A 14,398-nucleotide genomic window follows, 5' to 3' on the forward strand; every position below is an offset into this window, starting at 1 on the left:
AGGCTCCGTGAGCATGGCGGAACGCCGCAGGAGACTCTCAGCAGCGACGGCCCGGTCGCACCAGGCGTACAAAGCCTGGCACCGGGTCCGTACCAACCTGCGCAAGTCCGCCGTCGACTACTTCCGGGGCGGCGCCTCCGACTGGGTGGCGCTGGCCGGTCTGCTGCTCACCGTCCCCGCACTGGCCTGCGCCACGATCCTCACCCCGCTGTGGTGCGCCCCCGAGGCGCTGGTGCTGCCGCTCATCGCCGGCGGGCTGCTGCTGCGGCCCGCCAGTCTGCTGGCGCTGTACGCCGCCGCCGCGATCGCGCTCATGGTCGAGTCGCTGCTGTTGAGGCCCTGGGAGCTGGCGGACGGAGCGGGGCGGGTGACGCCGGGCACCATTCTGGTCGTGGCCGCGGCCGGGCTGTCCGGGCTGCTCATCGCGCAGTTCCGCAGCCGGGTGGGCGTGCCCTGGCGGCGCGGCGGCACCATGCTCTTCGACCTGCGAGAACGCATCCGGGTACAGAGCAAGTTGCCCAAGCTGCCCGCCGGATGGCACCACGAGATGGCCCTGCGTCCGGCGGGCGGGCAGTCCTTCTCCGGGGACTTCGTGGTCGCGGCGCGCACCGGACCGGAGCGCCGCACCCTGGAGCTGGTCCTCACCGATGTCTCCGGCAAGGGCATGGACGCCGCCTCCAGGGCGCTGCTGCTGTCCGGCGCCTTCGGCGGGCTGCTGGGCTCGCTGCCGCCGCACGCCTTCCTGCCGGCCGCCAACGGCTATCTGCTGCGCCAGTCCTGGGAGGAGGGCTTCGCCACTTCCGTGCATCTGGTCCTGGATCTGGACAGCGGCGACTACGAGCTGCTGTCGGCGGGGCACGTGCCCGCGATGCAGCTCAACGCGGGCTCGGGCAAGTGGGAGGAGAAGGCCGCCGAGGGGCCGCTGCTGGGCGTCTACGACGGTGCCGAGTTCGACCCGGTCAAGGGAACGCTGCGGCGCGGGGACGTGCTGATGCTCTTCACCGACGGGCTGGTGGAGACCGCCGACCGGGACCTGACCGAGGGCATGGACCGCCTCGCGGGCGAGGCCGACCGCTATGTCGCCTCCAGCTTCCACGGCGCGGCCTGGCACCTCATCGAGTCCGTGGCGCGGGACGTCAACGACGACCGGGCGCTGCTGCTGATCTGCCGCGACTGACCGCTGCGCACCCGGCAGTCCGCGGTGGGTGGCCGCGGCGGCTCATGGCGGCTCCGGCAAACGGGGCGGTTTCGGATCACCCTCTGTCCGTATGTGCGAGGCGGCCCGCCGCACACCGAGCGACGGCGGCGGCCGGCAAGGTGTGGGGCAACGCGACGGCCCCCACTCGCCGTTGCGGAGTGGGGGCCGGAAGGGCGCCGGAGAGCGGGGCTACTTCCTGCGGTGGGAGGCGGGCTTGCCGGACTCCCTGCGGCGGGCCATGGCGCCGGGGTCCCGCTTGAAGAACCAGTCCATCCTCGGCTCGATGATGAACCTGAACAGCCGCGTCACCCACGGCGTGCACAGCACCGTCATCATCACCGCGGCCAGCACCGTGATGACGACCCGGCTCAGCGGGTGGTCGACCCAGTCCATCTCGTACCAGTCGAACTGCCGCGAGCTTTGGATGAAGAAGATGTGCAGCAGATAGGCGTACAGCGTGCCGGCGCCCAGCGCCGTGAACCACATGTGCCGCCGCGGTACCCAGGACAGGAAGCAGGCCGTCATCACCAGGCCGCAGCCGAACAGTGCGAGGTACATCACCGCGCCCGCCCAGGAGGGGACGCCCATGTCGGCAGCCGCCTTGTCGTGCAGGAACCACGCCTTGGACATCCGGGGCACGGCCCAGTACGCGAAGACCATCGTGCACAGCGTCACCGGCACCGCGAGGTACCGCGCCTGCTTGCGCTTGACCAGCTGGAAGTGGTGGGGGCGCAGCTGGAGGCCGAGGACGAAGAACGGCAGGAACTGCGCCACCCGCATCAGGTTGAGGTCACCGCCGATGCTCGGCGTCACGCTCGCCGCCGCCCCGATCACCAAAGCGACCGGCATCGGCCAGCGCAGGCTCTTCCACAGCGGTGTCGTCAGCCGCCAGATGAACAGCGCGCACAGGAACCACAGCGCGAACCCGGGCTCCTGGAAGTGGAACTCGCGGTCCGGGTCGTCGTTGGCCCACCGCATGAAGTAGGTGTAGGCGAACTGGATCGCCAGGTAGGGGACGACGACCCCGGTGACCAGTCGCTGGACCTGCTTCGGCTTGCCCTCGAAGCTCCTCGACAGATAGCCGGAGATGATGATGAAGGCCGGCATGTGGAACGTGTAGAGGACGAAGTAGAGCGCCTCGGCCGTACGGCTGTCGTGGCGCAGCGGGTCCCACGCGTGGCCGATCCCGACGAGCACGATCGTCAGGTACTTCGCGTTGTCGAAGAACGGGTCCCGCTGCTTGGCTGCTGGCTTCTTCTGCGCCTTGGCAGGCTGCGACTGCGCAGGCTGCTCCGCGGACGCCGGTGGCGTCTCGGAGGGGGACTCCTGGCGGACGGGGGGGAGCGGCGCCCGCTCATAACCAGCGTGCAACATCTGCCGCACCATAGCGGTTGAACATGTGAGCCGTAAATTCTTGCCCCGTTCCTCCTTCCCACCCTCCGCGGGCGCTATTCCTCCCGCTTACCGGACGGAGCTGACGGGGCGTGACGTGAATGTTCGGTTGACGGACGATGTCCCATCTAAAGGGGGCGTATGAGACTCCTGTGACGCCAGATGCGGGCCCTCGCGGCGCTGCCCGTGCCCGCTGTGAGCGAGGCCACAATTCGCGGGAGCGGTGCATGAATTCCGCCACCTGTGAGTGGGGGGCGGCACCGCGTGCCGGTCTTTATGCACCAGGTGCACAAGTTGTACCGCTGATCGCCCGGTGTATTCGGCACATTCGTCAAGCCGCCACGCATTGATCAAGCCGAATTGATGGCCGGAATTTTGATCGCCCGGTGGCTTGTCGGCTACGCCGTCTACGCACCGACTGTCCCGGACTGTCCGTCGCCCGTCGATCAGTATTTACCCGATGATGAGTCCGGCGGACCCTCAGCCGGGTCCTCCCGCACCGGAGTTGGTGGCACGATGGGTGCGCGCTGTGCGCGCGGGGGTGCGGCCACGGTGGCAGACCCCCAAGGCCGGGTGAGGCGTTCCGACCATGAGGGTGTGAGCAGTTGTGGCCATCTCGCTGTCCGTAGTCGTGCTGTTGGCGGTCATCCTGGTCGTGATGATCCGGAGCAAGTCCATCAAGCCGGGCCCCGCCATCGTGGCCATACTCTTCGGGTTCTTCCTCGCCTCCACCGGGATGGCCCCCTCCATCAACCGGTTCCTGACCTCGGTCGCCGAGACGATCAACGACATCAGCTTCTAGATCCCCCGCGCCGCCGGCGATCCCTCCGGGCGATCTCTTTCCGGCTTCCAGGTGATCTCTTTCCGGCGCTCCCTTCCGGTGCGGCCGGCGCCCGGTCCCTCCGGCGGCGGACACCCGGTGTGACCGCCCGCAGGCGTACCGGAGTGCGCCCATGCGGACGCCCAGGGTCGTGCGGCGACCGCGCCGCTCGGGCGACGACGAAGGCCCGGCCCCTGGCGGGGCCGGGCCTTCGTGCTCGCGGAGCGGGCGACGGGAATCGAACCCGCGTAGCTGGTTTGGAAGACCAGGGCTCTACCATTGAGCTACGCCCGCGTAGGCCGGATCGGCACGAACCGCATCCTACGACATGTACTCTACGTGTCGCACCAACGGGGTGTGGCGCAGCTTGGTAGCGCGTCCGCTTTGGGAGCGGAAGGTCGTCGGTTCGAATCCGGCCACCCCGACCACGTACTATGAAAGACGCGCGTGCCTGTGTCGTGTCTGCATGCATACGGGGCGCAGCCAAGAATCAGCAAGACCCCCAATGCCAGCCCCAAGGAGACCGACCGTGAAGAGCGCCGTGGAGACTTTGAACCCCACCAGGGTTCGGCTCACTGTCGAGGTGCCCTTCGAGGAGCTCAAGGACAGCCTCGACGCGGCGTACAAGAAGATCAACCAGCAGGTCACCGTGCCCGGGTTCCGCAAGGGAAAGATCCCTGCGCGCCTGATCGACCAGCGCTTCGGTCGCGGTGCCGTCCTGGAGGAGGCCGTCAACGACGCGCTTCCGAAGCTCTACCAGTCCGCCGTCGAGGAGGGTGAGCTCAATGTGCTCGGCCAGCCCGAGGTGGACATCACCGAGCTGAAGGACAACGAGCTGCTGGCCTTCACCGCCGAGGTGGACGTCCGCCCCGAGATCGAGATCCCGGACTACTCCGGAATCGAGGTCGAGGTCGACGCCGCCGAGGTCTCCGACGAGGACGTCGACTCGGCCGTCGAGCAGCTGCGCGAGCGGTTCGCCTCCACCTCGGCCGTCGAGCGTCCGGCCGCCGAGGGCGACGTCGTCAAGGTCGACCTGGAGGCGCGGATCGACGGCGAGGTCCTGGAGGACGGCGTCGCCCAGGGCGTCGACTACACCATCGGCTCCGGTGAGCTGCTCGACGGGATCGACGAGGCCGTCACCGGCCTGGAGGCGGGTGGCACCGCCACCTTCACCTCCGAGCTCAAGGGCGGCTCCGGTGCCGGCCGGGAGGCCGAGGTCACCGTCACCGTCCAGTCCGTCTCCGCCCGTGAACTGCCCGAGCTGGACGACGAGTTCGCCCAGCTCGCCAGCGAGTTCGACACGCTGGAGGAGCTGCGCGAGGACAGCCGCAAGCGGCTGACCGACCAGAAGACGCAGGAGCAGGCGACCCAGGCCCAGGAGAAGGTGCTCGACGCCCTTCTGGAGCTCACCGAGGTCCCCGTGCCCGAGAAGCTGCTCGCGGACGAGATCGAGTCCCGCAAGCACAACCTGGTCAACCACCAGCTCTCCCAGCTCGGCCTGGACCTCGGCTCCTACCTGAAGATGCAGGACAAGAGCGAGGAAGAGTTCGACGCCGAGCTCAAGGAGCAGGCCGAGAAGGGCATCAAGACCCAGTTCGTCCTCGACGAGCTGGTCGGCAAGGAGAAGCTCAACGTCAGCCAGGAAGAGCTGACCGAGCACCTGATGCGCCGTGCGCAGTCCTCCGGTATGAGCCCCGACCAGTTCGCGCAGGCCGTCGTCGAGGGCGGCCAGGTGCCGGTCCTCGTCGGTGAGGTGGCCCGCGGCAAGGCCCTGGCCACCGTGGTCGAGGCCGTCACCGTCAAGGACACCAACGGCGAGGTCGTCGACCTGAGCGACGAGGACGACGAGGGCGCCGCACAGGCCTCCGAGGAGGAGGCGGCCGAGCAGACCGCCGCCGCCCCCGAGACCGCCGCGGAGACCGCCGCGGAGACCGCCGCGGAGACCGGCGCCGAGGCCGCCGACAAGACCGAGGGCTGATCCGGCCCGCCTGACCCACGAACGGGGGGCGCCGGGGCGCGCGAGTGCACGCCCGGGCGCCCCCCGTTCGGCTGTTGACCGCGACGTCAGTGGTCGTCCGGGGCACCTGCGCTCACAGCGAAATGCGCTCGGCCCGGGATGGCGGCCGACGACCGGCGCGTTAGGGTCCCCAGTAGACGAAGACCCCAGTGACGGCCAGCTTCGCGTGGCCGTCCGGACACGAGCAGGTGGACACGTGACGCTTCCGATGCCTTCCGCCGCCGGCGAGCCCAACTTCGGTGGTGGCCTCGGCGACCAGGTCTACAACCGGCTGCTCGACGAGCGCATCATTTTCCTCGGCCAGCCGGTGGACGACGATATCGCCAACAAGATCACCGCCCAGCTTCTGCTCCTTGCCGCCGACCCGGACAAGGACATCTATCTGTACATCAACAGCCCGGGTGGTTCGGTCCAGGCGGGCATGGCGATCTACGACACCATGCAGTACATCAAGAACGATGTCGTCACCATCGCCATGGGCCTGGCCGCCTCCATGGGGCAGTTCCTGCTGACCGCGGGGACGCCCGGCAAGCGGTTCGCGCTGCCCAACGCCGACATCCTCATCCACCAGCCCTCCGCGGGCCTGGCGGGCTCGGCCACGGACATCAAGATCCACGCCGAGCAGCTGCTGCGTACCAAGAAGAGGCTGGCGGAGCTGTCGGCCGCGCACAGCGGCCAGACCGTCGAGCAGTGGACCCGCGACGCGGACCGCGACCGCTGGTTCACCGCCGAGGAGGCGCGCGAGTACGGCCTCATCGACGAGGTCTACGGCAACGCCGCGCAGCTCCCCGGCGGTGGCGGCACGGGTGCGTGAGCCCCGCCACAGCGCCGTACGGCACACGCCCCTACCGCAGCCACCAGCTCATCTTCAGGAGAACCTCCCGATGACCTCATTCCAGACGGGCCCCCGGGCCGAGTTCACCGGCGTCGCGCCCGAGTCCCGCTACGTCGTGCCGCGCTTCGTCGAGCGCACCTCGCAGGGCGTGCGGGAGTACGACCCGTACGCGAAGCTCTTCGAAGAGCGCGTGATCTTCCTCGGCGTGCAGATCGACGACGCCTCGGCCAACGACGTCATGGCGCAGCTGCTGTGCCTGGAATCGATGGACCCCGACCGCGACATCTCGGTCTACATCAACTCGCCCGGCGGCTCCTTCACGGCGCTGACCGCGATCTACGACACGATGCAGTTCGTCAAGCCCGACATCCAGACGGTCTGCATGGGCCAGGCGGCCTCCGCTGCGGCCGTGCTGCTGGCCGCCGGTACGCCCGGCAAGCGGATGGCGCTGCCCAACGCCCGCATCCTGATCCACCAGCCCTACAGCGAGACCGGGCGCGGTCAGGTCTCCGACCTGGAGATCGCGGCCAACGAGATCCAGCGGATGCGCGAGCAGCTGGAGGAGATGCTGACCAAGCACTCCACCAAGGACCGCGAGATCATCTCGAACGACATCGAGCGGGACAAGATCCTCACCGCTGAGGAGTCGCTGGAGTACGGCCTGATCGACCAGATCGTCTCCACGCGGAAGACCTCCGTCGGACTCTGACGGGGCGCGCACGCGCCCCGCGCCCCCTTGGGACGGCACGAGAAGTGTCGGTCGGGTCGTTCCAAGGGGGGCCCATTCCGGCGGTCCGGCAAGGTACCGTCGGAGAGCACGTACCTCGGTCCGTATCCCTGACGGATCCCAGGCGAAGGGGAAGCTCCTCGTGGCACGCATCGGTGATGGCGGCGATCTGCTCAAGTGCTCGTTCTGCGGCAAGAGCCAGAAGCAGGTGAAGAAGCTCATCGCGGGTCCAGGTGTGTACATCTGCGACGAGTGCATCGATCTCTGCAACGAGATCATTGAGGAGGAGCTCGCGGAGTCCTCCGAGGTCCGGTGGGACGAGCTGCCCAAGCCTCGGGAGATCTACGAGTTCCTCGAGGGCTACGTCGTCGGGCAGGAGTCCGCCAAGAAGGCCCTCTCGGTGGCCGTCTACAACCACTACAAGCGGGTGCAGGCGGGCGAGAACGGCCAGGGGCGGGACGACGGCATCGAGCTGTCCAAGTCCAACATCCTGCTGCTGGGCCCCACCGGCTCCGGCAAGACGCTGCTGGCGCAGACCCTCGCCCGGATGCTGAACGTCCCCTTCGCCATCGCCGACGCCACGGCGCTCACCGAGGCGGGCTACGTGGGCGAGGACGTCGAGAACATCCTGCTGAAGCTGATCCAGGCGGCCGACTACGACGTCAAGAAGGCCGAGACCGGGATCATCTACATCGACGAGATCGACAAGGTGGCCCGCAAGAGCGAGAACCCCTCGATCACCCGGGACGTGTCCGGCGAGGGTGTGCAGCAGGCGCTGCTGAAGATCCTGGAGGGCACGACGGCCTCGGTGCCGCCGCAGGGCGGCCGCAAGCACCCGCACCAGGAGTTCATCCAGATCGACACGACGAATGTGCTGTTCATCGTGGGCGGTGCCTTCGCCGGTCTGGAGAAGATCATCGAGTCCCGGGCCGGCGCCAAGGGCATCGGCTTCGGCGCCGACATCCGCTCCAAGCGGGAGATCGAGGCGACCAACCAGTTCGAGGAGGTCATGCCGGAGGACCTGGTGAAGTTCGGGATGATCCCGGAGTTCATCGGCCGGCTGCCGGTCATCACCTCGGTGCACAACCTCGACCGTGAGGCACTGCTGCAGATCCTGATGGAGCCGCGGAACGCGCTGGTCAAGCAGTACCAGCGGCTCTTCGAACTCGACGGCGTCGAGCTCGACTTCGACCGTCCGGCGCTGGAGGCCATCGCCGACCAGGCCATCCTGCGCGGCACCGGGGCCCGCGGGCTGCGCGCCATCATGGAGGAGGTCCTCCAGTCGGTGATGTACGAGGTGCCCTCGCGCAAGGACGTCGAGCGCGTCGTGATCACCGAGGAGGTCGTGCACTCCAATGTGAACCCGACCCTGGTGCCGCGTGCCCGGGGCAACGGCGAACAGCAGCGCCACGAGAAGAGCGCCTGAGCACCACGGCCGAGGCCCGGGTCCGGAGTCCCGAGTTCCGACACCCGAGTCCCGACACGTGGCGGACCGAGCCCTGACAGTGTGAAGGCCCGTCCCCTTTCGAGGGGGCGGGCCTTTCACACTGTTGACGCCGGGGGGCTACTTCGGCACGGTCACCTCGTCCTTGACGCGCGCGGTGACGCTCGCGAACTCCTCCAGATCGACGCTCCCGGGCGTGGTGTTGGCGATGTTGACCTCCAGTACGGTGGCCGCCGTCGAGTTGTCCGCCCAGGCGCAGGCGGGCGCGTACACCGAGACGCTGCCGCGGCTGATCCGTGTCAGCTGGCAGGAGACCTCCACATCGCCCGAGCCCGGGGTGAACTCCCGGCGCTCGCCGACGACCTCACCGCTCTGGCTCTGCCGCATGCCGTCGAGCATGTCGTCGCGCATCTTCGAGGAGGAGACGTCGATGTCGCCGTACGCGCCGGCGATGGCCAGCCCGCCCGCCGTCGGATCCCCCGACGAGCTGACGGAGTAGGTGGCGACCCTGGCGGTGCCGTCGCTGGGCAACTGGTCCTGGAGCTGCCGCTCCTGCGCCTCCACCTGGGCGTTGCCGTCCATGCGGTGGTACTTGCCGGACTCCAGCGTGGCCGGGAACGCGATCTTCTCGGTGCCGCCCGGCCGGCTGACGCTGACCACCGCGGCGAGGGAGAAGACGAGCACGCCCACCAACGCCAGACTGCCCAGCACGATGGCGGTGATCGCGCCCCCGCCCAGCCGACGGCGCGGTGGCGGGGGAGGGGGTGGGGGCGGCCAGGCACCGTACGGGCCGGGAGCGCCGTAACCGGGCCCCGGCGGCGGCCCGTAGGGACCGCCACCGGGACCCGGCGGCTGCTGCCCGTACCCACCGGCACCGGCCCCGTAGGGCCCGGGAGGACCGGGAGGGTGGCTCATCGTCGGCTCACTTCTCGCTGCGGGAGTCCTCGAAGACCTTCGCGGTCGTCTCGGCGGCCTTGTCGATGTCGCCGCCGCCGTTCTTGTCCATCAGGACGACCTGGCCGATCGTGCTGCCGTCCGCCCAGACGCACAGGTCGGCCTTCTGGGTCAGCACCGAGTAGGACTTGCACTTCATCGAGTCGCCGTCGAAGCCCGAGGGGGAGACCTCCTTGGGGTCGCCCGGGGACTTGCTGCCGGTGGAGCCCATGTTCTTCTCGGACTCCTGGAAGACCCAGTCCACGGCCTTCTCCGGGTCGTCCACCGAGCCGTAGGCGCCGGTGAACTGGAGCTGCTTGGTGGCGCCGGACTTGTAGCGGGCCTGCACGCCCTCATCGGCCGACATGCCCGGGATCTTGTCCTTGCTCTGGCCGAAGGCGCCCTTCTTGCCCTTGAAGGTCTTCCCCTCACCGTCGCGCTGGTACTCACCCGCCACGGTGTTCGGGGTCGTCAGCTTGTAGGCGGGGCCGCCACCGATGACGCCGAACATGAACAGGCCGCCGATGATGGCGCCGACGACGACCAGGGCGCCGACCACGATGCCGATGGTCTTGCCCTTGCCCCCGCCACCCTGCGGCGGCATGGGCATACCCGGGTGTGCGGGCCCCTGCATTCCCGGCTGCGCCGGCGCTCCCGGCATCCCCGGCTGTCCGGGCTGGCCGTAGGGGGCGCCGCCCTGCGGCTGACCCTGCGGCTGGCCCTGCTGCGGGTAGCCGTAACCGGGCTGCTGCGGCTGGCCCTGCTGGGGGTAGCCGTACCCCGGCTGCTGCGGCTGCTGCGACTGGCCCGGAGCGCCACCGTAAGGGCCGGGCTGGCCCGGCTGCTGCGGCTGCTGACCGTACGGCCCCGGCTCACCGTACGGGCCTGGCTGGTTGTGACTCATGGCGGCGCTTTCCCCTCCGTTGATGTGCTGAACGCGCTCGCACATCTTGACGGATGCACGACGAGAGCGCCGCACCGGGCGCCGAATCGGGGCCGGCTAGGAACCTAATCGTGAAAAAATCTCAGCGAGTTGTCCGGATATGCTCCGGAAGTCACCAGCGCACAGCCATGACGGCGCCCGGTGGATCTCCACCGGGCGCCGTCGTCGGCCCGCTTCCGCCCCAGGGGCGCAGCGCGTCACTCGATCGGGACGCGGACGTCCTTGCGGACCTTGGCCGTCGTCTCGCCGGCCTCGGAGACCGGGGTGTCCTTGCCGCTGAGCACATCGGCGGAGGAGGCGGTCACCACGAAGCCGATGGTGCTGTGGTCGCCCCACATGCAAAACGGCATGGTGAAGCCCTTGATGCCCGAGCTGTCACCGGGGGGCGCGCTGTACTTGACCTTCTGGCACTTCATCACCGCGTCGTCGCCCAGCCCGCTGGGGTGGACCTCCTGCGGCTCGCCGTCCAGTTCGGCCTTGCCGCCGCCTCCGGTGTTGGGGTCCTCCTTGGCCTCCTTGGCCACCATCAGCAGCGCCGCGTTGACGACCGCCTCCGGGTTCTCGATCTCCCCGTAGACGCCACCGAAGTTGAGCTGCTTGGTGTCGAGCCCGGTGCCGCTCTTGTAGGCGGCGGAGACGTTCTTCGGGTCCTTGACGCCGAACTGCTCGAACTTCTGCTTGTCGGACTCGCTGAAGCCGCTGGAGGAGTTGTTCTCCGAGCCCGGCTTCTTTTCGTACTCCTCGGCGACCGTGGCGGGCGTGATCAGCTTGTACTTCTTGCCGTCGTCGGCGACCACGGAGTCGTCCTTGCCGCCCTTCTTGCCGCCGCCGCCCCCGTTGTCGTCGTCCCCGCCGGTGAAGACGAGGACGCCGCCTATGACGGCCGCCACAACGACCAGGGCACCGACGACGATGCCGATGGTCTTGCCCTTGCCGCCACCGCCCTGCGGCGGCATCGGCGGCCCCGGCTGGCCGTAGGGACCGGGCTGCCCGGGCTGACCCGGCTGCCCCGGCTGGCCGTAGGGGCCGGGCTGGCCGGGCATGCCCTGCTGCTGGGGGAAGCCGTATCCCTGCTGCGGCGGCCCGGGGGGCTGCTGCGGGGCGCCCTGCTGCGGGTAGCCGTAACCCGGCTGACCGGGGGCGCCGCCGTACGGGTTGGCACCGCCCTGCTGCGGCGGCTGCCCGTACGGACCCGGCTGTTGGCCGTAAGGACCGGGCTGCCCTGGCTGTTGGCCGTAAGGGCCGGGCTGGTTGTTACTCATGAGCGGCGCTTCCCCTCCGTGAACAAGTAGTCGAATGCGCTCCGCTCATAGTGACGGATGCCGCGCCCGCCCGCTGCACCGGTCCACAAACCGATTCGAGACCGGGACATCGGCGCCCGTACACTGGCCGTCGTGACCGACAACACTCAGCAGAGCCCGGACACCAACGGGCCGAACAGCGCCATTCCCGCAGATCTGCCGACCCAGTACGCGCCGGCCGAGGTAGAGGGGAAGCTGTACGAGCGCTGGGTGGAGCGGGGCTATTTCGAGGCGGATGCCAAGAGCGGCAAGCAGCCGTACACCATCGTCATCCCACCCCCGAACGTCACAGGATCTCTCCACCTCGGACACGCCTTCCAGCACACCCTCATGGACGCGCTCACCCGCCGTAAGCGGATGCAGGGCTACGAGGCGCTGTGGCTGCCCGGCATGGATCACGCGGGCATCGCCACCCAGAACAAGGTCGAGCAGCAGCTCGGCGAGGAGGGCAAGTCCCGCCAGGACCTCGGCCGGGAGGCCTTCGTCGACCGCGTGTGGCGGTGGAAGGAGGAGTACGGCGGCAAGATCCTGGGCCAGATGCGGCGCCTCGGTGACGGCGTCGACTGGTCCCGCGAGCGTTTCACCATGGACGAGGGCCTCTCGCGCGCCGTCCAGACCGTCTTCAAGAAGATGTACGACGACGGGCTGATCTACCGCGCCGAGCGGATCATCAACTGGTGCCCGCGCTGTCTGACCGCCATCTCCGACATCGAGGTGGAGTACCAGGAGGACGACGGCGAGCTGGTGCAGCTCAAGTACGGCGAGGGTGAGGAGAGCGTCGTCGTCGCCACCACGCGCGCCGAGACGATGCTGGGCGACACCGCCGTCGCCGTCCACCCCGACGACGAGCGCTACCAGCATCTGATCGGCAAGCTGATCAAGCTGCCGCTGACCGACCGCTCCATCCCCGTCGTCGCCGACAGCCATGTCGACCCCGAGTTCGGCACCGGCCAGGTCAAGGTCACCCCGGCGCACGACCCCAACGACTTCGAGATCGGGCGCCGCCACGGGCTGCCGATGCTCACGGTGATGGACGAGCGCGGTGTGATCACCGCGCACGGGCCCTACCAGGGCCTGGACCGGTTCGAGGCGCGCTCGGCCATCGTGGCCGCGCTGCGCGAGCAGGGCCGGGTGCTGGAGGAGAAGCGCCCCTACGTGCACAGCGTCGGGCACTGCTCCCGCTGCAAGACGACGATCGAGCCGCGGCTGTCCATGCAGTGGTGGGTCAAGGTCGCCCCGCTCGCGCAGGCCGCGGGCGACGCCGTCCGCGACGGCCGGGTCACCATCCACCCCGCCGACATGTCGTCCCGGTACTTCGACTGGGTCGACAACATGCACGACTGGACGATTTCCCGCCAGCTGTGGTGGGGCCACCGCATCCCGGTCTGGTACGGGCCCGAGGGCGAGGTCGTCTGCGTCGGCCCCGACGAGGAGCCGCCCACCGGCGAGGGCTGGCACCAGGACCCGGACGTCCTGGACACCTGGTTCTCCTCCGGGCTGTGGCCGTTCTCCACGCTCGGCTGGCCGGACAGCACGCCCGACCTGGAGAAGTTCTACGGCACCGACGTCCTGGTCACCGGCTACGACATCATCTTCTTCTGGGTCGCGAGGATGATGATGTTCGGCATGTACGTGATGGAGGAGCCGCCCTTCCACACCATCGCGCTGACCGGCCTGGTCCGCGACGAGCACGGCAAGAAGATGTCGAAGTCCTTCGGGAACGTCGTCGACCCGCTCGATTGGATGGACGCGTACGGCTCCGACGCGCTCCGCTTCACCCTGGCCTCCGGCGCCAACCCGGGCACCGACGTGCCGATCGGCGAGGACTGGGTCAAGGCGTCCCGCAACTTCGCCAACAAGCTGTGGAACGCCACCCGCTTCGCGCTGATGAACGGCGCCACCGTCCAGGGCCCGCTCCCGGAGGCGAGTGAGATGGCGGCCACCGACCGCTGGATCCTCTCCCGGCTGAACGAGGTGCTGGCCGAGGTCGACGGCTACTACGACGACTACCAGTTCGCCAAGCTCTCCGACGCGCTGCGGCACTTCGCCTGGGACGAGGTCTTCGACTGGTACGTCGAGCTGTCCAAGACCACCTTCGCCAAGGGCGGCAGGCCCGCCGAGGTCTCCCGCCGCGTCCTGGGCGAGGTGCTGGATGTGACGCTGCGGCTGCTGCACCCCGTCGTCCCGTTCGTCACCGAGACGCTGTGGACGACGCTGACGGGCGGCGAGTCCGTCGTCGTCGCACCCTGGCCGCAGGACTCCGGCTTCCGGGACGCCGCCGCCGAGCAGGAGATCGCCACGGTCCAGCAGGCGGTGACCGAGGTCCGCCGCTTCCGCGCCGACCAGGGCCTGCAGCCGGGCCAGAAGGTCCCGGCCCAGCTCGTGCTGGACGGCACCGACCTGGTGGCCCACGAGGACGCCATCCGCCAGCTGCTGCGGCTGCAGCCCGCCGGGGAGGGCTTCCAGGCCACGGCCTCGCTGTCGGTCGCCGGTGCGACGGTCGGCCTCGACCTGTCGGGCGCCATCGACGTGGAGGCCGAACGCAAGCGGCTCGCCAAGGACTTGGCCGCCGCCGAGAAGGAACTGGCGCAGACGGGGGCGAAGCTGGCCAACGAGGCGTTCCTGGCGAAGGCGCCGGACCATGTGGTCGACAAGATCCGCGGCCGCAAGGAGGCGGCGGAGGCCGACATCGCGCGGCTGACACAGCAGCTGGAGCGGCTTCACTGACCTTGGCCGCGCCTTTTCCCGCCGCGACGGCGAGTACTGCGAACGACGTGCCCGGCGGTGC

At 69.1% G+C, this 14,398-nt stretch carries 11 protein-coding genes and 2 tRNA genes; 8 read left to right on the top strand and 5 right to left on the bottom strand.

Going from position 1 to position 14,398, the window contains the following annotated elements; genetic code table 11:
* Nucleotides 1-13 precede the first annotated feature (13 nt).
* Nucleotides 14-1,177 carry a PP2C family protein-serine/threonine phosphatase gene (locus JW613_RS09840; RefSeq protein WP_209210348.1) on the top strand — a complete coding sequence of 388 codons (1,164 nt, stop codon included), beginning with the start codon at nucleotides 14-16 and terminating at the stop codon, nucleotides 1,175-1,177.
* Nucleotides 1,178-1,387: 210 nt separating this feature from the next.
* On the opposite strand, the gene JW613_RS09845 is transcribed toward JW613_RS09840, so the two are convergent.
* Nucleotides 1,388-2,584, bottom strand: coding sequence for an acyltransferase family protein (locus JW613_RS09845; RefSeq protein ID WP_209210349.1), 1,197 nt, complete (start codon nucleotides 2,582-2,584; stop codon nucleotides 1,388-1,390).
* Between the two features lie 613 nt (nucleotides 2,585-3,197).
* Between JW613_RS09845 and JW613_RS09850 the strand changes: the two genes are divergently transcribed.
* On the top strand, nucleotides 3,198-3,392 hold the full coding sequence (locus JW613_RS09850; RefSeq protein WP_209210350.1) for a hypothetical protein: 195 nt from the start codon (nucleotides 3,198-3,200) through the stop codon (nucleotides 3,390-3,392).
* Nucleotides 3,393-3,633: 241 nt separating this feature from the next.
* Here JW613_RS09850 and JW613_RS09855 read toward each other — a convergent pair.
* Nucleotides 3,634-3,704 (bottom strand) — tRNA-Gly (locus JW613_RS09855).
* A gap of 57 nt (nucleotides 3,705-3,761) precedes the next feature.
* Here JW613_RS09855 and JW613_RS09860 point away from each other — a divergent pair.
* From JW613_RS09860 to clpX, 5 genes are all read left to right on the top strand, one after another.
* Nucleotides 3,762-3,838 (top strand) — tRNA-Pro (locus tag JW613_RS09860).
* A gap of 101 nt (nucleotides 3,839-3,939) precedes the next feature.
* Entirely contained in the window at nucleotides 3,940-5,388 is a 1,449-nt protein-coding gene (gene tig, locus JW613_RS09865) for a trigger factor (RefSeq protein WP_209210351.1), read from the top strand.
* Between the two features lie 247 nt (nucleotides 5,389-5,635).
* Nucleotides 5,636-6,241: an ATP-dependent Clp protease proteolytic subunit gene (locus JW613_RS09870; RefSeq protein WP_099886495.1), complete on the top strand. Its 606-nt coding sequence runs from the start codon at nucleotides 5,636-5,638 to the stop codon at nucleotides 6,239-6,241.
* 70 nt (nucleotides 6,242-6,311) lie between these two features.
* Nucleotides 6,312-6,971: an ATP-dependent Clp protease proteolytic subunit gene (locus JW613_RS09875; RefSeq protein ID WP_099880808.1), complete on the top strand. Its 660-nt coding sequence runs from the start codon at nucleotides 6,312-6,314 to the stop codon at nucleotides 6,969-6,971.
* Nucleotides 6,972-7,131: 160 nt separating this feature from the next.
* Complete coding sequence (clpX, locus tag JW613_RS09880; protein ID WP_099880806.1) at nucleotides 7,132-8,415, top strand: ATP-dependent Clp protease ATP-binding subunit ClpX; 1,284 nt, start codon at nucleotides 7,132-7,134, stop codon at nucleotides 8,413-8,415.
* A 138-nt stretch (nucleotides 8,416-8,553) separates the two neighbouring features.
* On the opposite strand, the gene JW613_RS09885 is transcribed toward clpX, so the two are convergent.
* From JW613_RS09885 to JW613_RS09895, 3 genes are all read right to left on the bottom strand, one after another.
* On the bottom strand, nucleotides 8,554-9,348 hold the full coding sequence (locus tag JW613_RS09885) for a hypothetical protein (RefSeq protein ID WP_209210352.1): 795 nt from the start codon (nucleotides 9,346-9,348) through the stop codon (nucleotides 8,554-8,556).
* A 7-nt stretch (nucleotides 9,349-9,355) separates the two neighbouring features.
* Nucleotides 9,356-10,270, bottom strand: a complete 915-nt coding sequence (locus tag JW613_RS09890; RefSeq protein ID WP_209210353.1) for a hypothetical protein — start codon at nucleotides 10,268-10,270, stop codon at nucleotides 9,356-9,358.
* A gap of 236 nt (nucleotides 10,271-10,506) precedes the next feature.
* Nucleotides 10,507-11,571: a hypothetical protein gene (locus JW613_RS09895; RefSeq protein ID WP_209210354.1), complete on the bottom strand. Its 1,065-nt coding sequence runs from the start codon at nucleotides 11,569-11,571 to the stop codon at nucleotides 10,507-10,509.
* Nucleotides 11,572-11,703: 132 nt separating this feature from the next.
* On the opposite strand from JW613_RS09895, the gene JW613_RS09900 reads away from it, so the two are divergent.
* Entirely contained in the window at nucleotides 11,704-14,337 is a 2,634-nt protein-coding gene (locus JW613_RS09900) for a valine--tRNA ligase (RefSeq protein ID WP_209210355.1), read from the top strand.
* The last annotated feature ends 61 nt before the right edge of the window (nucleotides 14,338-14,398 follow it).

It is taken from the genome of Streptomyces smyrnaeus, assembly GCF_017676345.1.
In the GTDB taxonomy this organism is placed as follows: Bacteria; Actinomycetota; Actinomycetes; order Streptomycetales; family Streptomycetaceae; genus Streptomyces; species Streptomyces smyrnaeus.